Raw genomic sequence first — 21,101 nt, 5'->3', positions numbered from 1 at the left:
GATCCTTTCGTTAAAAAGGAGTATACTCTTTTTAATGCGTGATCAAGGTGTATCGCGGAGAATGGCGCGAATCCGTGGTTGAACCGTGGGTTAGAGTGGCCCCATCGTGGGGTGTGTGGCGCGACGATGAGGAGTAGGTAGCGATGCAGCTGGAGTCCACGCCGGAGCTCGAAGCGTTCCGAAAGAAGGTGCGGGCATTCGTCGCCGAGCACGCGCCCGGAATCAAGACCCACACCGGTGTGCGCGCGCCCGAGCCGGAACTCATGCCCGCGATCCGCGAGTGGACCGCCAAGCTGTTCGACGCGGGCTTCCTCGGCATCAACTGGCCCGCCGAATACGGCGGTCGGCCCGACGCGCATCCGCTCGAACCGTTCATTGTCGTCGAAGAGATCACCCGCGCTCGCACCTGGCAGCCCATCGGCGCGGCCGCGCTCGCCTCGGCCGCGCTGATCGAATTCGGCACCGATGAGCAGCGTGCGCGCTTTCTGCCCCGCATCCGCACCTGCGAAGACGTGTGGTGCCAGTTGTTCAGTGAGCCGGGGGCGGGCAGTGACCTGGCGGCATTGCAGACGCGCGCGCGGCTCGAGGGGGAAGGCGATGACGCCGTATTCGTCATCGACGGCCAGAAGGTCTGGACCACCAACGGCCAGCACGCGGATATGGGATATCTGCTCGCGCGCACCGACCGTGATGCGCCGAAACACAAGGGCATCACCGCATTTGCGCTCGATATGCGCAGTCCGGGCGTCGACATCCGGCCGCTGCGCGAGATCACCGGAACCACCGACTTCAACGAGGTATTCCTCGACGGTGTCCGGATTCCGGTCGCGAATGTGATCGGCCGGGTGGACGACGGCTGGCGGGTGGCGATGAGCAGCCTCGGGCACGAGCGTTCCGGCGTGGCCGCGCGTGGAGTGGAGTTGTTCGCCGCGCTCGACGATCTATTGCGACTGGCCGGGGCGACCTCGGTCGGCGGCAGGCCCGCACTCGAGGATTCGGCGACGCGGCAGGCGATCGGTGAGCTCGCCACGCGGGTCTACGTGAACGCGGCAATGGTCGGCCTCGCACAGTCCCGGATGCTGCACCACACCGAACGGCCCGCCGACGCTGGGATCGGCAAGATCTTCTTCAGCGACCTCAATTACGACCTGGTCGAATTCGGGATGCGGCTGCAGGGCACCGAGGCGCTACTGACCGAGGCCGACCCGGATGCGGTGGCGGCGGGCTGGTGGCAGGACGCGCACCTGTATTCGCGCGCCTACACCATCGCCGGTGGCGCGAACGAGATCCTGCGAACCCAAGTTGCGGAGCGGGGACTGGGGTTACCCCGAGAATCCCGGTGATGACGGTCGTCGTTCCGCGCGCGATGGAGCCGCGATAGGTAGCACACGGCCGCTCGCCGTCCGGCGCGGGCGGCCGCGCACATGCGGCATCAGAACGAGTAAGGACCGAAGCGGCCCCACGCGATCACGACGGCGAGTACGAATAGCACCACGCTGGGCGCGATTTCGGCCCACTCGCTCCGGCGCGCATGCGTCAGGGCGGCGCCGATCATGATGATCGCGGCGCCGACCGCGGCGATCGGGGTCAGTATCGGGACGATTCCGGTGAGCGCGGGCAGCACGAGGCCGAGCCCGCCGATCACTTCGACCGCGCCGATCGCCTTGACCTGCTGATCGGTGAAGCTTTCGACCCAGGACATTTTGTCGGCGAGTTTCTCGCGCGGCTGGGCCAGTTTGGTCGCGCCGGCGGCCACCAAGACCACGGCCAACAGGCCCTGCAGGATCCAGAGGAAGACGTTCATCGAGAACTCCTAGTCAATCGCTCGACCGGAGGCGGTGAGCGGGCAAACGCGAACAGAATCGAAAACGGACTTTACCCCGCTTTCATTCCCGACGGTACCTTGGAACTCGTGGAACCGACCGCCCTACACCTGGGTCTGCCGCGCAACGAACGCGGTGATGCCGCACGCAATCGACGACGTCTGCTGGATGTCGCACGGCAGTTGGTCGACGAAATCGGCGTCGAAAAAGTGACCATGGACGGACTGGCCGAACGTGCCGGACTCGGCAAGGGCACGGTATTCCGCCGATTCCGGACCAGGGCGGGCATCTTCCACGCGCTGATGGACGAGGACGAAAAAGCCTTCCAGCAATCGGTGCTGTCGGGCCCGCCGCCGCTGGGCCCCGGCGCCGACCCGATTCAGCGCTTGATCGCCTTCGGCCGCGCCCGCCTGGATTTCCTGTTCGACCACATCGCGATCGCCCGCGCATCCCTGGACGCCAACCAGCCGATCCCCGTCGGTGCGGCCACCATCTCCCAATTTCACATCCGCATGCTGCTGAACCAGGCACCCGTCGACATTCCCGACACCGATGTCCTCGCCATCCAGCTGACCGCGGCCCTGGAGGCCCCCGTCCTGCTCTATCTGCATACCGCGACCGCGGCGGATGCCGCCGCCGCGCGACATCAATTGGCTGACGGGTGGCAGCGGCTGGTCGAACGACTCACCACGCCGACCCCGTTGGACACCTGTCTCGGCGTTCCGGTAGGACGCCACGGCGGGCCTGCCGATCCTGGATAGGATTCAGGATACTCTAATAGCATCAGGGTGCGTCGGGTTCGCCTGGTCGGTCGCCCTGTGCTCAGGTCGTGACAAGTACGTGACTCGAAACTGAACCGGGACATCGGAATCGAACAATCAGGAGCGAGCGATGCGGCTCACAACGCTGGTGGCGGAGCTGGCGGATAAGCCCGCGATCGTCATGGGCGGCTCGGGGGCCCCACTCACATGCGCACGGCCCAGCCACCCCAGGCCCGGAGTTCGCCGCAACCCTGATCGCCTACTGTCGCGAAAACCTCGCCCACTACAAATGCCCGACATCGATCTCCTTCGAGGCGGTGCCTCGTCTCCCCAGCGGCAAAATCCTGCGCCGCGAACTGATGAAGGCCTACGAGGATCGGGCGTAGCTTCGACGCTGCGGTGATCGGGTGCCTACGCCCGTTTCAAAAGCATTGCCCCAGAAGGGACACCGCCTCCCGCGGTTACCACCGCGACTCGTGCGTCGTCGACCTGACGGCCGTGGGCATCACCGCGCAGTTGCAGCATCGCCTCGCGGACGAAGCCGTAGCCGTGCAGCCGACCGGCCGAGAGTTGTCCGCCGTGCGGGTTCACGGGGAGGGGGCCGTCGAGGGCGATGGTTTTGCCGCCTGCGATGAAATCGGTTGCCTCGCCAGGGCCGCAGAAGCCGAGCCCCTCGATCCAGGACAGGGCGTTGAAGGTGAAGCCGTCGTAGAGGAGGGCGACGTCGACGTCGGCGGGGGTCATGTCGGTGCGGGTCCAGAGGTGGGCCGACGGGCCGCGGGACTGTGGGGTGTGGGTGAGGGTGTCCTGGTCCCAGCTGAGCCGCTCCAGGATCGCGGTGCCGACGGCCTCGACCAGTACCGGCGGGTGCGGGCGGTCGTCGGCGGTTTCGATCGCCGAGACCACGACCGCGATCGCGCCGTCGCACGGCACATCGCAGTCGTAGAGCCCGAAGGGCGTGGTCACCATGCGGGCATCGAAGTAGTCGTCGATGGTGAGCGGGTCGCGGTAGAGGGCCTCCGGGTTGCGGACCGCGCCCGCGCGTGTGGTGACCGCGATGGCGCCGAGCGCTTCGCGTCCGACACCGTACCGGTGCAGGTAGTGCGAGGCGTTGCAGCCGATCCACTGCGCGGCCGACATGGCCCCGAATGGGGCCCGGAACTCCATCATCCCGCTCGCGCGTCCGCCGTCGGGATGCCATTCGCCCGACCGCAGCAGCGTACTGTGCGAGGACTCCCATACCGTGCGGAAGCACAGCACATGCCGACACAGCCCGGCCGTGACCGCGAGCATGGCGGCGGTGATGGAGCCGATCTGCCCCGGCACCTCGCGTGCGCCGTTGACCCAGGTCGGAGTCAGTTGCAATGCTTCGGTCAGGGCGGTGATGCCGCCTTCGCTCATCCCGCCGGGGACCGCTCCCGGATAGGTGGACAGTCCATCGATCTCGCTCAGGTCGAGCCCGGCGTCCGCCACCGCGGCCAGGCAAGCGTCGACGGTCAGCGAGATCGGGTCGACCATGAGCCGTCGACCCACTTGTGATTGCCCGACTCCGGTGAGTGCGACCTTGTCCTCGTACTTGCGCGTGGAAGCCATGGGCCGCAGCGCATTTCGTACCTCGCGCGGCTCGGGCAGCGGCCCGGGACCTTCGGCCGCTTCGGTTTTCGGGTCCGGCTCGAACAGCGGAAGGTGTACATCCTCGACCTGTTCGAAACGCACACGCACCCGCATCCCGATGTGCACGTCGTCCGGCTCACACCCCACGATATTCGTGGTCAGTCGCGCCCGATCGTCCTCGGCGAGCGCGACGACCGCAACCACATACGGCGGCGGGAACTTCGGCAACCAGGTCTGATGGTTCACACTGAACCCGACGACCACCGCCTTCCCGGAAGTCGGTGCGAGCGACACCGCGCGCCCGCGGCAGGTCGGGCATATCGGCATCGGCGGATGGAAGAACCGCCCGCAGTCGGCGCAGTGCGAAATCCTGAGCACGCCGTCGGCACCGGATCGCCAGAACTCCGCGCTCGCGAGTGTCGTTTGCGGAAGCGGACGATCCGGGGCGGAAGTCATGATGTCGGAATCCTCGAATTTCAGTGCAGCAGTTCGATAATGGTCGCGTTGGCGGTGCCGCCGCCCTCACACATGGTCTGCAATCCGTACCGCAGGTTCTCGCGTCGCAGCTGGGCCAGCAGCCGCGTCATCAGAATGGCACCCGAACCACCCAGCGGGTGGCCGACACCGATCGCGCCGCCGAGCGGATTGAGCCTTTCGGCATCGGCGCCGGTTTCGGCGAGCCAAGCCAGCGGCACCGGCGCGAAGGCCTCGTTGACCTCGAACGCACCGATATCGTCGATGGACAGTCCGGCCTTGCGCAGCACCTTCTCCGTCGCCGGGATAGGCCCGGTCAGCATCAGGATCGGGTCGGCGCCGCTCACCGCGCCGCAGTGGTAGCGCGCGATCGGGGTGAGCCCGAGTTCGCGGGCCCGTTCGCTGGTCGTGATGAGCAGCGCGGCCGCACCGTCGGCGATCTGGGACGAATTGCCCGCGTGGATCGTGCCGTCGGGCTTGAACGACGGCTTCAGCCCGGCCAACTTCTCCGCCGTGGTGCCCCGGCGCAGTCCTTCGTCCACGGTGAATTCGGTGCCGTCGACCTCGATCGGCACGATGTGGTCGTCGAACACACCGTCGTCGATCGCCGCGGCCGCCTTGGCATGCGATTGCGCAGCGAACTCGTCGAGTTGGGTTCGGGTGAAGCCCCACCGTTCGACCATCAACTCGGCACCGATGCCCTGGTTGAACTCGAAGTTGTCATAGCGGGCCAGCACCGCGGGACCGTAAGGCTGTCCCGTGGTCCGGTGCGAGCCGAGCGGAACCCGGGTCATCGTCTCCACACCACCGGCGACCACGAGGTCGTATTGCCCGGCCATGACGGCGTGCGCCGCGGAGTCGATGGCCTGCTGGCTGGAACCACAGGCCCGGTTGATCGTCACACCGGGTACATGTTCGGGCCACCCTGCCGCGAGTACCGCGAACCGCCCGATATTGCTCGACTGGTCGCCGATCTGGGTAACACAGCCCCAGACCACATCGTCCACGATGGCGGGATCGATTCCGGTGCGCTCCACCAGCGCATTGAGTACCTTCGCGGACAGATCGGCCGCGTGCACCGGCCCCAGGGTGCCGTTGCGTTTACCGATCGGGGTGCGGACCGCATCGACGATGACGGCGTCTCTCATGATGGACCTCCTCAGTCCTGTGGGTCGGCACGGTGGCGACCGGGTGTGGTGTTGGTTGCCTGCTTGGCGGCACCGCTGTGGACGAGCTCGTCGCCGCTGCCGATGCCCCAATCCTGGAATACCGCGCGGGTGTCGGCGCCGATGGTCGGTGCGGTAGCGCCTGGTCGCGCCGGGGTGGCCGAAAACCGCGGCGCCGCAGCGGGTTGGACCACACCGTCTCGAGTGATCACACTCCCGCGCGCGGCCAGATGCGGATGCGCTGCCGCCTCGGTGAGACCGAGTACGGGCGCGACGCAGGCGTCGGTCCCTTCGAACGACTGGGCCCATTCGTCGCGGGTGCGTTCGGCGAATCGTTCGGCCAACATATTTCGCAGCTTCGGCCAGGTCGAGCGGTCGTGCTGTTGTGCGGGATCGATGTCGAGGTCGAGCAGTTCGATCAGCTGCCGGTAGAACTTCGCTTCCAGCGCACCGACCGCCATGTGCCGACCGTCTTTGGTCTCGTAGACGGAATAGAACGGCCAACCACCGTCGAGTTGGTTGACTCCGCGCTCGTCGGTCCACGCGCCGCGCGCGAGTTTGGCGAAGGTGCTCGCGAGCAGATGCGCGGTGCCATCCACGATCGCCGCATCGACGACTTGGCCGCGGCCGGTTCGCTCGACGGCATACAGCGCGGCGAGCACCCCGATCACCAGATAGCAACCGCCGCCTCCGAAATCACCGACCAGATTGAGTGGGATCTGCGGTGGTCCGCCCGCTGATCCGATCGCACTCAGCGCGCCCGTGAGGGCGATATATCCGATATCGTGCCCGGCCGCGGCGGCCAGCGGGCCATCCTGACCCCATCCGGTCATCCGGCCGTACACCAGCCGGGGGTTGCGAGCCAGGCATTCGTGCGGCCCGATACCGAGGCGCTCGGTGACGCCGGGGCGAAATCCTTCGATCAAGACGTCGGCACGCTCGATCAGGTCGAGCAGCGCGGCCGGGCCCGACGGGTGCTTGAGATCGAGCACCACCGACCGCTTCCCGCGATCGGTCACATTGGTCGGGCCGCTCGCGTCCGGCTCATCGGCGCGCTCCGGTCGATCCACCCGGACCACCTCGGCGCCGAGGTCGGCGAGAAACATCCCGGCGAACGGGCCGGGGCCGATGCCGCCGAGCTCGACCACCCGGCAGCCCGCCAGCGGTCCGCCGGACATCAGCGACCTTTCCAGATCGGTGCCCTCTTTTCCGCAAAGGCGGTGGCACCTTCGACGGCGTCGGCGGAGGAGAACACCGGCTGCGCGATGTCGACCTGCTTGGCCCAGCCCTCCTCGAGGGTCCAGTCGGCGCTGGAACGGGCGATCTCTTTGGTCGCCGCGACAGCCAAAGGTCCATTCGCCGTGATCGTTTCGGCGAGCGCTAACGCGCCGTCGAGCGCGCCGCCCTCCTCGGTGAGCCGGTTGACCAGGCCGATCTCGGCCGCCCGCTCGGCGCCGATCGGATCACCGGTCAGCAACAACTCCAATGCGATAGCGAACGGCACCCGCCGCGGCAGCAGCAGTGCGGCGCCGCCACGCGCGACCAGCGACCGCTTCACCTCGGGCACACCGACGCGCGCGGTGCGGGCCGCGACCACGAGATCGCAGGCCAGCAGCAGTTCGAAGCCACCGGCCACGGCCCAACCCTCGACCGCCGCGATCAGCGGTTTGCGCGGCGGCGTCATCGTGATCCCGCAGAGGCCGCGGCCCTCGATCGCGGGACTCTCCCCGCGCAGCCACGCCTTCAAATCCATGCCGGACGAGAACGTCCCGCCGGCGCCGGTGAGCACGCCCGCCCATAACTCGTCCGACTGGTCGAGCTCATCGACCGCGGCGGCCACCCCGGCCGCGACCCCGGCATTGAGCGCGTTCTTCGCCGTCGGGCGATTGATCGTTATGACCTGGACCGCGCCACGGCGCTCCACAAGCACTTCGTCCGACACATCTTCTCCTTCGCGCACTGGCCGTCGATCGGCGCCGCTCTCGGGCCCCTCGATTCAGAACAGTATACTTAATTTGGCTAATTTTCCGAATGAATGCGTATACTGAATTCGTCGCGGCGGCCCTGGGGGGCCCTGGCGACGCGCTCGCTACGAGGAGGTAACCGGATGCGCCGGACGCTGTTCACCCAGGACCATGAGGACTTCCGCCTCCTGGTTCGCGATTACCTCGCCCGCGAGGTGGTCCCGGAGTACGAGCAGTGGCGCGAGGCGGGCCTGGTGCCCCGTGAACTGTTCACCTCGCTGGGCAAGCTCGGCATCATCGGTACCGCCGTTCCGGAGGAATTCGGCGGCGGCGGTCAGGACGACTACCGCTACAACGTGGTGCTGCAGGAGGAGTGCGCGCGGGCGGGCGTCACGCTCGGCGGCCTGCGCACCCACCTCGACATCGTCGTCCCGTACTTCCTCGGCCTAGCCGACGACGCCCAACGGTCCCGCTGGTTCCCGGGCCTGGCCTCGGGCGCGCTCTATACCGCGATCGCGATGAGCGAACCGGGAACCGGCTCGGATCTGGCGGGCGTCGCGACCAAGGCGGTTCGCGACGGCGACCACTACATTCTCAACGGAGCCAAGACCTTCATTACCGGCGGCTACCACGCCGACCTGGTCATCGTCGTCGCGCGGACCAGCACCGATCGGGACAATCGCCGCGCGGGTCTTTCGCTGCTGGTGGTGGAGAAGGGCATGCCGGGCTTCACCGTCGGGCGCAAACTCGACAAACTCGGTCTCACCGTGCAGGACACCGTCGAGCTGTCTTTCGCTGATGTGCGTGTCCCGGTGGCCAATCTGCTCGGCGCGCAAGGCGAGGCGTTCTCCTACCTCGGCCGCAATCTGGCCCAGGAGCGGCTGGCCATCTCGGTCGGCGCGGTCGCGCAGGCCAGGGCCGCGCTCGAGATGACCATCACCTACGTGCGGGACCGGACGGTATTCGGTAAGCCGGTCGCGCACTTCCAGAACACCAAGTTCGAACTCGCGGCTATCGCCGCCGAAGTCGAGGCTGCCCAGACCATGCTCGACGCGGCCATTACGGCATTGGTCGCGGGCGAATCGAGTCCCGTCGACGCGGCCAAGACCAAGCTGTTCTGCACCGAGATGCAGGGCCGGGTGGTCGACCGCTGCCTGCAACTGCACGGCGGCTACGGCTACATCCTCGAATCACCCATCGCACGGCTCTACGCCGACGCCCGGGTGAGCCGCATCTACGGCGGCACCAGCGAGGTCATGAAGACCATCATCAGTAAATCCCTCGGCTTATAAGGAGTTTGGTATGCACATCGACGGTTCCTCGGCACTGGTCACCGGTGGCGCCTCCGGGCTCGGCCTGGCCACCGCGCGTCGGATCATCGACCGCGGCGGCCGCGTCGTCCTCGCCGACATCTCCGAGGAGCAGGGCGCCAAGGCCGTCGCCGAACTCGGCGACGCGGCACAGTTCGTTCGCGCGGATGTGACCGATGAGGCCGAAATCTCCGCCGCCCTCGCTGCCGCCGAGAAGATCGGTCCGCTGCGTTTCGTCGTGCATTGCGCCGGCCGCGGCGGCGACCGGGTCCGGATCATCGACCGCGACCGCACCCCGGGCGAACTCGCGACCTTCGCCGAGGTCGTGCGGATCAACCTGATCGGCACCTACAACGTGCTGCGCTTGGCCGCCGCCCGCATGGCGGCGAACGAGATCGTCGACGGCGATCGCGGTTCCATCGTCCTCACCGCATCGGTCGCCGCATTCGACGGCCAGATCGGACAGACCTCCTACACCGCATCCAAGGCGGGCGTGCACGGCATCACCTTGGTCGCGGCTCGGGATCTGGCCAGCTGGCAGATCCGGGTGAACACCATCGCGCCGGGCATCATGGACACGCCCATGCTCGCCCGGCTGCGCGAGGACATCCGCGAAAGCCTGGCCGCCACCGTGCCGCATCCCAAGCGTCTCGGTGACGGTGATGACTACGCCCGCCTCGCCATCGAGATGTTGGAAAACCCCTACCTCAACGGCCAGACCATCCGGCTCGACGGCGCCATCCGTATGGCCCCGCGCTGAGCGCCGCATCGATCGCAACCATGGAGGAGCCAGGTGACTCTCACGTTCAGCGAGGAGCAGGTCGAGACCGATGAGCAGTTCCGGGCGCGTCTGCGGGCGTTCCTGACCGAACATCATCCCGGTCGTCGGCCCAAGGATCCGGCCGAGCGGCTGGTCTGGCAGAAAGGCTGGCTGGCAACGCTTTTCGACGCCGGATACGCCGGTCCGAGCTGGCCGCGCGAATACGGTGGGATGGGCCTGAGCTTCGGTCGGCAGGTGATCTACCAGGAGGAATACGCGCGGGCTCGGGTGCCGGGCCCGCTGGGGACCGGTCTGGGCATCGCCGCACCGACGATCATCAAATACGGCACGGCCGAGCAGAAGCAGCGCTTCCTGGTGCCCATGCTGCGCGGCGATATGGTTTGGGCGCAGGGGTATTCCGAGCCGGGCGCCGGATCGGATCTGCCCGCGCTGCGCACCTCGGCGCGGCTCGACGGCGGCGGTCCCGACGATCCCGACGCGGAGTATGTGGTCAACGGGCAGAAGGTGTGGAACAGCGCGGCCGATATCGCCGACATCATCTTCACCCTGGTCCGCACCGGCCCGCCGGGATCGCGGCAGGAGGGGATCAGCTATCTGCTCATCGATGCGCACGCACCCGGCGTGAACGTGCGACCGCTGCGTGATCTGACCGGCGACGCACACTTCTGCGAGATCTTCTTCAGCGATGTGCGGGTGCCGGTCGGCAACCGAATCGGCACGGAGAACGGCGGGTGGCCGCTGGTGCGCACCAGCCTGGGGCATGAGCGGGCGGCCGGGGCGATGAATCAGGCCGCTATGTACCGGCGCGTACTCGACGAGCTGATCGAGTTGGCGCGTGAGCGGGGGGCGACCGCGGATCCGCTGGTGCGTGATCAGTTGGCGGACTTCGAGATTCGGGTGTCGATCATGCGGCTGACCGGCATGCGCACGATCGCCGACATCATGGCCAAGGGCGAGCCGGGGCCCGCATCATCGACATCGCGATTGTTCATCGTGACCTTCGAACAGGACCTGCACGAGTTCGCCGTGGATATGCTCGGCGCCTACGGTGTGCTCGGTCGGCGCGACCCGCACGCCGTCCAGCGCGGCCGCTGGGTGTGGGGCTTTCTGCGCACCCGTGCTTCGACGATCGGTGCGGGAACCGCTGAGATCCAACGCAATACGATCGCCGAACAGGTGCTCGGCCTGCCGCGCGATCCGGCGATGCCGTCGGTTGGGCGGACCCGATGAGGGCGGCGCGCTGCACCGAATACGGTGCGCCCGCTGGACTCTCGGTCGTCGAGCTCGATGATCCCCAGCCCGGCCCCGGCGAATTGCTGATCCGGGTGCATGCCGCAGCGGTCAACTACCCGGACGTGCTGGTCATCGCGAACCGATATCAGGTATCGGCGCCGCTGCCCTTCACACCGGGCAGTGAATTCGCCGGTGTCGTCATGGCTTTGGGGTCAGGGGTAACCGGCCCGCCGGTGGGTTCGCCGGTGACCGGAGCCGCGCTGACCGGTGCGTTCGCCGAACAGATCGTGGTGCCCGCCACGGGGTTGCGCCCGATTCCGGACGGTCTCGATATGGTGCACGCCGCCGCGTTCCACGTCACCTACGCCACCGCCTACCACTCGCTGGTCACCATCGGCGAGGGGAAAGCGGGGGAGTGGGCGGTGGTACTCGGCGCGGCGGGCGGAGTCGGTTCGGCCGCGGTCGATGTCGGTACCCGGTTGGGGCTGCACGTCATCGCCGCCGCGTCGAGCGAGGATCGGCTGGTGGTCGCGCGCAAGCTCGGTGCTGAGACCGGAATCGATTATGTCCGTGAGGATCTGAAGAAGCGATTGCGCGAAGTCACCGGCGGCGAAGGTGTTCACCTGGTGATCGATCCGGTGGGTGGCGACTACTCGGAGGCCGCATTGCGTGGACTGCGGCGTGGTGGCCGGTTCGTCACGGTCGGGTACGCCGACGGGAAGATTCCCAGCATTCCATTGAATCTCGTATTGCTCAAAGAAGCCACCGTGCGGGGCTTCGAGATCCGGATGTTGCGCCAGTACGCCAAAGACGCTGTGGCATCGGGTGATCGCGCGCTCGCCGCGATGGTTCGAGACGGGATGCGTCCGCTCGTCTCCCAGGTCCATCCGCTCGCCGATATCACTACCGCGTTGACCGATGTGGCCGAACGCCGCACCACCGGAAAGATTGTCCTCGATATGACTGCTGGCTGAGAGGCGAAGCCGTCAGGCCGTGCGGGCGTCGGCGCGGGATGCCACGATATCGGCGATCGCATTCACCGCCGGGTTTCCTTTCGCGGACGGTTATTCCTGGATGGTGATGACCAGTGCTGGGCAGACCGCGGCGGCCTCTCGGACGTCGGCGGCCAGTTCCTCGGGCGGGATCGCGTCGAGCAGGATGACGATGCCGTCCTCGTCGCGCTGGTCGAAGACATCGGGGGCGACGGCGACGCACTGTCCGCAGGCGACGCACTTGTCTTCGTCGATGGTGACTTTCATGGGGAAGCTCCTTGTTTGTTGGTGCCGACGTTTGTCAGGCCCGACTGGTCGCGACCGACCGGGCGTCGACGATTTCCTGCCTGCGCAGGCGGGTCTGTTTGGGCATGTTCCAGCCGACGACGCCGGTGACTCGGCCGTCGAGGGTGTAGCGGGCGACGAACCTGCGCGTGTCGGTGGAACCGTCCACGATCTCGACCTCCGCTCCGGTCGGGAGGGTGCCGTGGACCTGGATTTTGGTATCGAACTGATCGGTCCAGAAGTAGGGGATCGGGGTGTAGCGCTGTTCGGCGCCGAGCAGATTGGCGGCGACCACGGCGGCCTGTTCGGTGGCGTTGGTGCGGTTCTCCATCCGGATCAGGCCACCCACGTGGTCGTCATACCAGCGGGCGACATCGCCCGCGGCGTAAACACCCTCGGCCACACGGCAATAGGAGTCGCACACCACGCCGTTGTCCAGCGTCAGTCCGCTGTCGATCAGCCATTCGGTCGCCGGGACCGCGCCGACCGCGACCGCGACGACATCGGCGGGCAGCTCCTCACCGGTGTCCAGCAATACGCCACTGACCCGGCCGCCGTCATTGATGAATCCGCCGACTCCGGTGCCGAGCCGCAACCGCACCCCCTGTTCGGTGTGCAGATCGCCGAGCAGGGGTGCGATCACCGGGCCGAGCTGTCCGGCCATCGGCGCCGACAGCTGGCCGACCACGGTGACGTCCAGGCCCATAGCCCTTGCGGTGGCAGCGATTTCGGAGCCGAGTACGCCTTCGCCGACGACCACGAGCCGGTTGGCACGCAGCAGATCCGCGCGCAAGACGACCGCGTCCGCGAGATTACGCAGCACGTGTACACCGGCGAGGCCGTCCGCGCCGGGCAGTGTGCGGGCGTGCACCCCCGTGGCGATCACGACGGCGTCGGCCTGCACGGCCAGTCCGGATTCGGCGTGCACGATATGGTTCACCGGGTCGAGGGCGACCGCGGTCTCGCCGAGGACCAGATCGATCGGCATCGCGGCCAGATGTGTCGTGGGGCGCAGTTGGGCCTTCTCGGGCTCCCATGCGCCCGCCAGAATCTGCTTGGACAGCGGTGGTCGGTCGTAGGGCAGTTCGGGTTCGGCGCCGAGGATGGTGATGCTGCCCTGATATCCATTGCGCAGCAAGGCTTCCGCGGTGGACAGTCCGGCCGCGGCGGCGCCGACCACCGCTATGCTGTCGGGTACATACATGGCTGACTCTCTTTCGTAGCTCTGGTGGTCGGGTCAGACGAGCTGCAGGCGCCTGCGCAGCAGGGCGGCGCCCGCACCCATCGAGACCAGGGCCATGGCGAGGCAAATGACGATCTGCTGGATACCCTCGAACCCGAGGCCCTCGGCCACCGGTTCGAAGCCGACCGCCAGCGCGATGGCGAGATTGAACAGGAACAGGAACCAGAGGGTTGGCTTCGCGGAGAGCAGCGTCTGAACGGACTTCATGGTGATTCCTTCGAGATCGGAGCCGGTTAACGTCTGGCGTAAACGATTCCGTCTCCGGCTCGTCGCAACGAGGTAGTGCGGTCCCGAAGTCGGGGTGTACCTGGCTACACCCCTCGGCGGTACCGCGCTACACCGTCAGCGGGCATCGCGTCGCATAGCCTGGTCACATGCGTAAAACGGTGCGAGGGGCGGCGCGGGCAACCGCGCAGCTGGCCAATGCCGCGGCGCTGGCCTTCGGCTCGTACCTGTTCATTGCCATGCTGTTGCTGACGCTGGTCGGTGCGCTGTCGCTGGTCGGCATCGGGATGGTGCCGGTGACGGTTCAGCTGGTGCGCCAGTTCGCGGGCAGCAAGCGGCGCCAGGTAGCGGCTTGGACCGGCCGCACCGTCCCCGAGGCGTATTCGCCGATCAGCGGCCCGCTGCGACAAAGCCTGCGCGCGGTCGTGCGCGACCCGACGACGCTCGCCGACCTGCGCTGGATGCTGGCGTATTACTGCTACGGCGCCCTGGCCTATCTGGCGATACCGCTGTGGCTGATCGGGTTGCCCATCGACGGTGTGTGGTGCGGTGTGCTCGGTCGAAAAGCGTTGGTACTGCCGTTGATCGGTCGACTCGCCGATCTGGATGCCCATTGGTCGCGGTCACTGCTGCGACCTCCGCCCAAGGCATGGCTCGTGGCACGGGTCGACGAGCTGACGCAGACCCGTGCCAGTGCGATCGCCGCACACGGCGCCGAATTACGCCGGATCGAACGTGATCTGCACGATGGCACGCAGGCACGGCTGGTATCGCTGTCCATGCGGATCGGTCTGGCGAAACGTGCCATGGACCGCGATCCCGCGAACGCGCGCAAACTGCTCGACGATGCACAGCAACTCACCGAAGAGGCGCTGACCGAACTGCGCCACATCGTGCGCGTGATCCACCCCCCGATCCTCACCGACCGCGGCCTCGCCGGCGCCATCCTGGCACTCGCGGCCGACAGTGGTCTGGACGTCACCGTAGACGTGGACGAAGTGTCGAGGGGCCCGCGCGCGCCGGCGGCGGTGGAGGCGGCGGCCTACTTCGTCGTCGCCGAGGCATTGACCAATGCGGCCAAGCACAGCGGGTCCGAGCGAGCCGATGTGCGAATCATGCGGATACCCAACCGATTACGCGTGGTCGTGCGTGACGAAGGTAAGGGTGGAGTCGAGGATATGTTGCGGGGCAACGGTTCCGAGGGGTCCGGTGTGCTCGGCATGCAACGTCGGGTCGCCGCACTCGATGGGACCTTTACTGTGACCAGCCCCGTCGGGGGTCCGACCGAAATCGAGGTGGATTTGCCGTGCGCGTGGTGATGGCCGAGGACAACGCCCTGCTACGGGAAGGGCTCGTCCTATTGCTGACCTCGGCCGGACACGAGGTCGTCGCCGTGGTGGGCAGCGGACCGGAGATTGTGCCCGCATTGCTCACTCACCGTCCGGATATCGCGGTGCTCGATGTCCGGCTGCCGCCGGCCTTCCGGGACGAGGGTCTGCGGGCTGCGCTGGCCGCACGCAAGGAGTTGCCTGGATTGCCGGTGCTCGTGCTCTCACAGTACGTCGAGGAGTCCTATGCCGCCGAATTGCTCGGCGGCGGAGCCAGCGGTGTCGGCTATCTGCTCAAGGATCGGGTGGGTCGGGTCGACGAATTCCTGGAGGCACTGGAGCGGGTCGCGGGCGGCGGCACCGCGCTCGACCCCGAGGTGGTGAGTCAACTGCTCACCCGCCGCCGGAATTCACCCCTGGACTCGCTGACGCCACGGGAGCGCGAAGTACTCGAATTGATGGCGGCCGGGCACGACAACGCCACGATCGCGGAAACACTCGTTGTCACCGAACGCGCGGTCAGCAAGCACATCGGCAATGTCTTCCACAAACTCGGGCTGCCGACGACAGATAGCGGACATCGCCGGGTGCTTGCGGTACTCGCCTACCTCAATAACGCCTAGCGGCGGGGTGGTCGAGCACGAGCGCCCCGCCCAGAGACCTGCGGCAGGTTCTCGATGAGGCGTTGAGTTCGGGCTGTTGGGGGATGAACGGTGTTACTCGATGGTGATCGCGCGCTCCGGACAGGCCATCTCACCCTCGCGCGCCGCATTCTCCAGATCCGCGGGCACTTCGCCTTCGAAAGGCAGGGCGTAGCCGTCGTCATCGAGTTCGAACAGCTCCGGGGCCGCGGCCGCGCACCGGGCGTGTCCGGAACACAGCGAACTGTCGATCGTGATCTTCATCGAACAACTCCGTTCTCGAGAGTAGAGATTTCGCCGAGATTCATCGGCCCGGCGTAGGCGATGGTCTGCAGTTCCGTCACCAACATCGCCGTCGGCGCGTGCGCCCGCCGTGATGACGGGCTCGGCATAGGCGCGCACCACCTGACGCGCCGTCGCCCCAGGAATCCGATCGTCGGGACCGCAGTCATGACCGCGCCGCGCTGCCGCTCGGCTCCGTCATGACCACGAAAGTGGCTGTGTCGGTTGTTCGCTCGCTCATGGCTTGGTGGTCGAACCCGCGTCGACGGTGAATTGCAGTCCCGTCACATACCGCGCTTCGTCGGAAGCGAGGAACAGCACGGCATTCGAGATATCCCGCGGCTCGACGTGGGTGTGCAGCGTATTCATCGCGGCCAGCGCGAACAGTGGCTCGCGTTCCTTCAGTTCCTCCATCGGCACGCCTACCGTGATGCCGGTGTCGCTGACGCCGGTGGGATGCACGGTGTTCACCCGAATCCGGTGCTTGGCAAGCTCATTGGACAACGCCTTCATCAGGCCGACCACACCGTGCTTGCTCGCCACATAGTGGGCGTAGGGCACATGGCCCCGGATACCCGCGGCCGAGCTGGTAATGATGATCGAGCCGCCCGCATCGGCGGCGATCATGCCGGGTACCGCGGCACGCACGGTATTCCATACGCCCTTGAGGTTGACGTCCATGGTGACGTCCCACTCCTCCTCGGACAATTCCCAGGCGCGACCGGCACTCATCACCCCGGCATTGGCGACAATCGTGTCGAGGTGACCGAATTCGGCCGTCGCCGCGTCCACCGCGGCCCGCATATCGCTGAACGAGCGCACGTCGGCCTGGACTACGACGCACCGCCCGCCCACGGCCTCGACCAGCTTCGCGGTCTCCTCGAGCTGTTCCTTCGTCGCCAGCGGATAGGGCAGCGCCTTGCTGATCTCCTGGCAGACATCGGTGATCACGACGGCGGCCCCCTCTTCCGCCAGCCGCACCGCATGCGAGCGGCCCTGGCCGCGCCCAGCTCCGGTGATGAGTGCGACTTTGCCCGCTACACGCCCCATACCAACCTCAGTTCCTTTGTTGTGCAATGCTTTCCGTGCCGCTGACCGACGTGATGGGTCAGCGGCCGAGCAGATCGGCGGCGGCCTCGCGCAGCGCGCGCAGCCGGGTTTCGAGCAACTCACGCTCGGCGGCGTCGGCCGCACCGAGTTCGGGCAGCCGCGCCTCGACCTCGTAGATCTCCTCCTGCAGGCGGCCGTAGGCCTGCTCGCGGGTCAGCAGATCCAGTTCCGTCCAGTCGGAGCGCTCGGACTCGGGCTTGCGGCTCATGCGGTACCTCCTGCGGCATGCTCGGGGCCGTGCGTGGCTACGCTGCGCTGCCGGCTCCAGACCCGATCGCTCATGCCGGGATGTTGTAGAGCCGACGGGTGTTCAGTTCGACCATCTGGTGCACCTCGTCGTCCGGTACCTCGGCCAGTACGTCGGCCGCGTAGGCACGGCTCTTGGGCCAGTACGAGTCGGAGTGCGGGTAATCGCATTCCCAGGTGATGCGCTCGACGCCGATGTGGTGGCGCACCTCGATGCCGAACCGGTCATCGATGAAGCAGCCGTGGAAGTGCTTCTTGAACAGCTCCGAGGGCCGAATGTCCTGATTGATGTTCTGGTAGAAGCGATGCCGCTCCCACGTGCCGTCCATGCGCTCCAGCAGATACGGCATCCAGCCGATTCCGCCTTCGGACAAACCGACCTTCAGCTTGGGGTGCCGATGGAATACCGGCGAGAACAACAGGTCCGCGGTGGCGAACATGGAGTTGCAGCCGAACAGCGAGATGGTCACCGCGAACGGGGCCTCCTCGGAGGTCTTCGGCGGTTTGCCCGAGGTGCCGAAGTGCAGGCACAGCGGCATATCGGTCTCCTCGAGCGCGGAGAACATCGGGTCCCAATAGTCGCTGTAGAACGACGGCAACCCCAGCGGCGCCGGATTCTCCGGGAAGGAGATCGCCTTCGAGCCCTTGGCGGCGACCCGGTGGATCTCCGCGACACAGGCGTGCACATCCCACAGCGGCAGAATGCTCAGCGGAATCAGGCGGTCGGCCGGACCGGCCGCGCACCACTCGTCGAGCACGAAGTCGTTCCACGCCCGCACGGACAGCAGCGCGAGTTCCTTGTCCTGGCTCTCCAGGAATACCGTGCCCGCGAAGCGCGGGAAGGAGGGGAAGCACAGCGCGCCCCAGACGCCGTCGAGGTCCATATCGCGCAGCCTGGCCTTCGGGTCATAGCAGCCCGGGATCATCTCGTCGTAGCGGGTCGGCTCGGTGCCGAACTCCTCGGGATTCTTACCCGCGACGGCATTCAGCCCGATGTAGGGATACACGCGGCCCTCGTAGGTCCACACCTCCGCGGGTGCGGCATAGCCCTCCCGAGCCTGCTCCACGATCCGCGGACCGGCCTCCCGGTACTTCGCGGGCAACCGGTCCACCCACAGCCGTGGCGGCTCGATCAGGTGGTCATCGGTCGACAGCAGCTTCATCCATGGCTGCAATGGCATCGTTGTGCTCCCTCGTCCAGATCGCGGCGCGCCGGAGCAGTCCCGCAAATGGGGCTTGCTCCGCCCTCGACATACGCAGCGCAGAGCCGAAGCCAGCTGTGTGCTGGCACACAAACTCTATATCACTCCGCTTATTGTGTACACCTGATTACTTCTCACTCAGCGGAAACTGTGCATCCGTCGACTAATCAAGCAATATTCAGTCTACCCATTTGCAGTCGAACTCACTATGCTCGTGGCACCAGCTCGCCGGGATCGTGCGGCCGCGCCGTGTCCACGGCAGCGCCGGAGTGGATCCGCGCCCGCATTCGAGCGTCCCGCCGCGCCGCGAGAGTCGATGGAAGGAAACCCACAATGGGTCGAGTACAGGACAAAGTCGTCTTCATCACCGGAGCCGCCCGCGGTCAGGGGCGCGCACACGCGCTGCGGCTCGCGGAGGAGGGCGCCGACATCATCGCCGTCGATCTGTGCGAGAACATCCCCACCAACGGTTACGCGCTGGCGAGTCAGGACGATCTCGACGAAACCGCCCGCCTGGTGGACAAGCTCGGGCGGCGCATCGTCGCCCGTAAGGCCGATGTGCGCGACCCGGCCGCATTGAAGGCCGCCGTGGCCGAGGGGGTTGCCGAGCTCGGCAGGCTCGATGGCGTTGTCGCACAAGCCGGTATCGCCCCGTTGGGTCCGCAGGACAGTGCACTGGCCTTCATCGATGCCATCACCGTAGATTTCAACGGCGTCGTCCACGCCGTCGAGGCCGCCCTGCCGCATTTGAAGGCGGGGGCCTCGATCGTCGCGACCGGATCGCTCGCCGCACTGATTCCGGCGAGCGTCGACAACCCCGCCAACGGTCCCGGCGGACTCGGTTACTCCTTTGCCAAGCGCACCGTCGCCGCCTTCATCCACGATCTCGCGACCGTGCTCGCATCCCGGCAGATCAGGGCCAATGCGGTGCACCCGACGAACGTCAATACCGACATGCTCAACAACGAGCTCATGTACCGCTCGTTCCGGCCCGATCTGGCGAGTCCGACGCGCGAGGATGCCTTGGTCTCCTTCCCCGCGACCACCGGCATGGGCAACCCCTACGTCGAACCCGAGGACATCGCCGACGCCGTGCTTTTTCTGATTTCCGAGGAATCCCGGTGGGTGACCGGCATGCAGATGCGCGTCGATGCCGGAGGTTACGTCAAGAAGCGCCCCCAGCTGCCGACTTTCTGACCGGGTGGGTGGGCAGTGGTCGGCTGCCCACCCACCGCATTCATGCTCGGGCCGAGCGCACCACATACCGTGCGATCACATTGCGCTGAATCTCGTTGGTGCCCTCGCCGATTTCGAGGATCTTGGCATCGGCATAGAAGCGCGAGATCTTCGACTCGCGCATATAGCCATAGCCGCCGTGGATCTGGACGCTGGCGCTGGCCGCCCGATTGGCCACCTCGGAGGCGTACAACTTGGCCATGGCCGCCGCCTGACCGAACGGCCTGCCCTCGTCGGCGAGCCATGCGGCGCGATAGACGAGCGCGCGTGCCGCTTCGACCTCGGTCGCCATATCGGCGAGCTTGTGCTGTACCGCCTGAAAAGCCGAGAGGGGCTTGCCGAACTGCTCGCGCTGGGACGCATGGGTGGCCGCGAGATCGAGCGCCTCTTGGGCCAGCGACAGCGCCAGTGCGGCGACGCTGATACGGCCGCCGTCGAGCACATCCAGGAACTGCCGCAAGCCGTTGCCCTCGTCGCCGATCAGGTTCTCGTCCGGGATCCAGCAATCGTCGAAGATCAGCTCCCGCGAATCCATCGCATGCCAGCCCAGCTTCTTCATCGGATGGCCGACGGTGTAGCCCGGTGTGCCGGTCGGTACGAAAAACGTTCCGTACCTTCTGTTTCCGTCATCGTCGGTACCGGTCACCGCGAGAATCGTGACACCGAGGCTGATCGCGGTGCCCGCATTGGTGATGAACATTTTGGTGCCGTTGATGAGCCATCCGGCACCGTCACGCCGAGCGGTGGTCCGGATTCCGGCCGCATCCGAGCCCGCGGTGGGTTCCGTCAGTCCGAAGGCGCCGATATGGGTGCCCTGCGCGAGCGGTGTCAGCCATGTGGCCTTCTGCTCCTCGGTGCCGAAGGTGGCCAGGGGCAGTGAGGCGATGGTGGAGTGGGCGTTCCAGCAGGCGGCCAGCGACTGATCCGCCGCGCCGATCATTTCCATGGCGGCCACATAGGAGACGAACCCGGCATCGGTGCCGCCATACTCCGGGGCGACGAGCAACCCGGTCAGGTCCAGCTCGCCCATTTTCAAGAAGACCTCGGACGGGAATCGTTCCTGCTCCGACCAGGACTCGGCGTACGGCTCGATCTCGCGTTCGGCGAAGTCACGGCACAGCTTCTGTAGCTCGATCGCCTCGGCTGGCAGGTCTAGATCCATTGCGAGTCCGTCCTGTCATCTGG

The 21,101-nt window shown here is 66.7% G+C and carries 22 protein-coding genes; 9 read left to right on the top strand and 13 right to left on the bottom strand.

Annotated elements, in window-relative coordinates:
• The first annotated feature begins 143 nt into the window (after positions 1-143).
• Positions 144-1,343, top strand: a complete 1,200-nt coding sequence (locus tag ACQP2U_RS28860) for an acyl-CoA dehydrogenase family protein (RefSeq protein ID WP_433710341.1) — start codon at positions 144-146, stop codon at positions 1,341-1,343.
• Between the two features lie 89 nt (positions 1,344-1,432).
• On the opposite strand, the gene ACQP2U_RS28855 is transcribed toward ACQP2U_RS28860, so the two are convergent.
• Positions 1,433-1,804, bottom strand: a complete 372-nt coding sequence (locus ACQP2U_RS28855; RefSeq protein WP_397028203.1) for a DoxX family protein — start codon at positions 1,802-1,804, stop codon at positions 1,433-1,435.
• Between the two features lie 108 nt (positions 1,805-1,912).
• Here ACQP2U_RS28855 and ACQP2U_RS28850 point away from each other — a divergent pair, with 108 nt between their 5' ends.
• Positions 1,913-2,584: a TetR/AcrR family transcriptional regulator gene (locus tag ACQP2U_RS28850; protein ID WP_433710340.1), complete on the top strand. Its 672-nt coding sequence runs from the start codon at positions 1,913-1,915 to the stop codon at positions 2,582-2,584.
• A gap of 411 nt (positions 2,585-2,995) precedes the next feature.
• On the opposite strand, the gene ACQP2U_RS28845 is transcribed toward ACQP2U_RS28850, so the two are convergent.
• Genes ACQP2U_RS28845 through ACQP2U_RS28830 form a run of 4 tightly spaced genes read right to left on the bottom strand, consistent with a single transcriptional unit; the run spans position 2,996 to position 7,780 of the window.
• Positions 2,996-4,654 carry a thiolase C-terminal domain-containing protein gene (locus ACQP2U_RS28845; protein WP_433710339.1) on the bottom strand — a complete coding sequence of 553 codons (1,659 nt, stop codon included), beginning with the start codon at positions 4,652-4,654 and terminating at the stop codon, positions 2,996-2,998.
• A 20-nt stretch (positions 4,655-4,674) separates the two neighbouring features.
• Positions 4,675-5,820, bottom strand: a complete 1,146-nt coding sequence (locus ACQP2U_RS28840) for a thiolase family protein (protein ID WP_433710338.1) — start codon at positions 5,818-5,820, stop codon at positions 4,675-4,677.
• An 11-nt stretch (positions 5,821-5,831) separates the two neighbouring features.
• Positions 5,832-7,016, bottom strand: a complete 1,185-nt coding sequence (locus ACQP2U_RS28835; RefSeq protein ID WP_433710337.1) for a CaiB/BaiF CoA transferase family protein — start codon at positions 7,014-7,016, stop codon at positions 5,832-5,834.
• Positions 7,016-7,780 carry a crotonase/enoyl-CoA hydratase family protein gene (locus ACQP2U_RS28830; protein ID WP_433710336.1) on the bottom strand — a complete coding sequence of 255 codons (765 nt, stop codon included), beginning with the start codon at positions 7,778-7,780 and terminating at the stop codon, positions 7,016-7,018. The genes ACQP2U_RS28835 and ACQP2U_RS28830 overlap by 1 nt, the downstream gene beginning before the upstream one ends.
• A gap of 165 nt (positions 7,781-7,945) precedes the next feature.
• On the opposite strand from ACQP2U_RS28830, the gene ACQP2U_RS28825 reads away from it, so the two are divergent.
• From ACQP2U_RS28825 to ACQP2U_RS28810, 4 genes are read left to right on the top strand one after another with little or no spacing between them, the layout of a single operon-like run.
• Entirely contained in the window at positions 7,946-9,094 is a 1,149-nt protein-coding gene (locus ACQP2U_RS28825; RefSeq protein ID WP_433710335.1) for an acyl-CoA dehydrogenase family protein, read from the top strand.
• A gap of 10 nt (positions 9,095-9,104) precedes the next feature.
• Positions 9,105-9,872: an SDR family NAD(P)-dependent oxidoreductase gene (locus tag ACQP2U_RS28820; RefSeq protein WP_433710334.1), complete on the top strand. Its 768-nt coding sequence runs from the start codon at positions 9,105-9,107 to the stop codon at positions 9,870-9,872.
• Between the two features lie 33 nt (positions 9,873-9,905).
• The gene (locus ACQP2U_RS28815) at positions 9,906-11,123 is read left to right on the top strand and encodes an acyl-CoA dehydrogenase family protein (protein ID WP_433710333.1); all 1,218 of its coding nucleotides are present in this window, start codon (positions 9,906-9,908) and stop codon (positions 11,121-11,123) included.
• Positions 11,120-12,100: an NADPH:quinone oxidoreductase family protein gene (locus tag ACQP2U_RS28810; RefSeq protein WP_433710332.1), complete on the top strand. Its 981-nt coding sequence runs from the start codon at positions 11,120-11,122 to the stop codon at positions 12,098-12,100. Before ACQP2U_RS28815 ends, ACQP2U_RS28810 begins: the two co-directional genes overlap by 4 nt.
• A 90-nt stretch (positions 12,101-12,190) precedes the next feature.
• Here the strand turns inward: ACQP2U_RS28810 and ACQP2U_RS28805 are convergent, their stop codons facing one another.
• Genes ACQP2U_RS28805 through ACQP2U_RS28795 form a run of 3 tightly spaced genes read right to left on the bottom strand, consistent with a single transcriptional unit; the run spans position 12,191 to position 13,853 of the window.
• Entirely contained in the window at positions 12,191-12,385 is a 195-nt protein-coding gene (locus ACQP2U_RS28805) for a ferredoxin (protein WP_433710331.1), read from the bottom strand.
• 34 nt (positions 12,386-12,419) lie between these two features.
• Positions 12,420-13,607, bottom strand: a complete 1,188-nt coding sequence (locus tag ACQP2U_RS28800; RefSeq protein WP_433710330.1) for an NAD(P)/FAD-dependent oxidoreductase — start codon at positions 13,605-13,607, stop codon at positions 12,420-12,422.
• 33 nt (positions 13,608-13,640) lie between these two features.
• Positions 13,641-13,853, bottom strand: a complete 213-nt coding sequence (locus tag ACQP2U_RS28795; RefSeq protein WP_433710329.1) for a hypothetical protein — start codon at positions 13,851-13,853, stop codon at positions 13,641-13,643.
• Between the two features lie 167 nt (positions 13,854-14,020).
• Here ACQP2U_RS28795 and ACQP2U_RS28790 point away from each other — a divergent pair, with 167 nt between their 5' ends.
• Positions 14,021-15,190 carry a histidine kinase gene (locus ACQP2U_RS28790; RefSeq protein WP_433710328.1) on the top strand — a complete coding sequence of 390 codons (1,170 nt, stop codon included), beginning with the start codon at positions 14,021-14,023 and terminating at the stop codon, positions 15,188-15,190.
• Positions 15,178-15,822, top strand: a complete 645-nt coding sequence (locus ACQP2U_RS28785) for a LuxR C-terminal-related transcriptional regulator (protein ID WP_433710327.1) — start codon at positions 15,178-15,180, stop codon at positions 15,820-15,822. The genes ACQP2U_RS28790 and ACQP2U_RS28785 overlap by 13 nt, the downstream gene beginning before the upstream one ends.
• Before the next feature lie 93 nt (positions 15,823-15,915).
• Here the strand turns inward: ACQP2U_RS28785 and ACQP2U_RS28780 are convergent, their stop codons facing one another.
• The 4 genes from ACQP2U_RS28780 to ACQP2U_RS28765 all read right to left on the bottom strand — a co-directional run bounded on the left by ACQP2U_RS28780 (position 15,916) and on the right by ACQP2U_RS28765 (position 18,659).
• Positions 15,916-16,104, bottom strand: coding sequence for a ferredoxin (locus ACQP2U_RS28780; RefSeq protein ID WP_357465927.1), 189 nt, complete (start codon positions 16,102-16,104; stop codon positions 15,916-15,918).
• A gap of 255 nt (positions 16,105-16,359) precedes the next feature.
• On the bottom strand, positions 16,360-17,172 hold the full coding sequence (locus tag ACQP2U_RS28775; RefSeq protein WP_433710326.1) for a mycofactocin-coupled SDR family oxidoreductase: 813 nt from the start codon (positions 17,170-17,172) through the stop codon (positions 16,360-16,362).
• Between the two features lie 58 nt (positions 17,173-17,230).
• On the bottom strand, positions 17,231-17,440 hold the full coding sequence (locus ACQP2U_RS28770; RefSeq protein WP_433710325.1) for a hypothetical protein: 210 nt from the start codon (positions 17,438-17,440) through the stop codon (positions 17,231-17,233).
• A 70-nt stretch (positions 17,441-17,510) separates the two neighbouring features.
• Entirely contained in the window at positions 17,511-18,659 is a 1,149-nt protein-coding gene (locus tag ACQP2U_RS28765; protein ID WP_433710324.1) for an amidohydrolase family protein, read from the bottom strand.
• 354 nt (positions 18,660-19,013) lie between these two features.
• Between ACQP2U_RS28765 and ACQP2U_RS28760 the strand changes: the two genes are divergently transcribed.
• On the top strand, positions 19,014-19,877 hold the full coding sequence (locus tag ACQP2U_RS28760) for a mycofactocin-coupled SDR family oxidoreductase (protein ID WP_433710323.1): 864 nt from the start codon (positions 19,014-19,016) through the stop codon (positions 19,875-19,877).
• A 40-nt stretch (positions 19,878-19,917) separates the two neighbouring features.
• Here ACQP2U_RS28760 and ACQP2U_RS28755 read toward each other — a convergent pair whose 3' ends face one another.
• Positions 19,918-21,078 carry an acyl-CoA dehydrogenase family protein gene (locus ACQP2U_RS28755; protein WP_433710322.1) on the bottom strand — a complete coding sequence of 387 codons (1,161 nt, stop codon included), beginning with the start codon at positions 21,076-21,078 and terminating at the stop codon, positions 19,918-19,920.
• Positions 21,079-21,101 lie beyond the last annotated feature (23 nt).

This window comes from Nocardia sp. CA-084685, assembly GCF_050955785.1.
GTDB lineage: Bacteria > Actinomycetota > Actinomycetes > Mycobacteriales > Mycobacteriaceae > Nocardia.
This window is presented reverse-complemented; position numbering and strand designations above follow the sequence as displayed.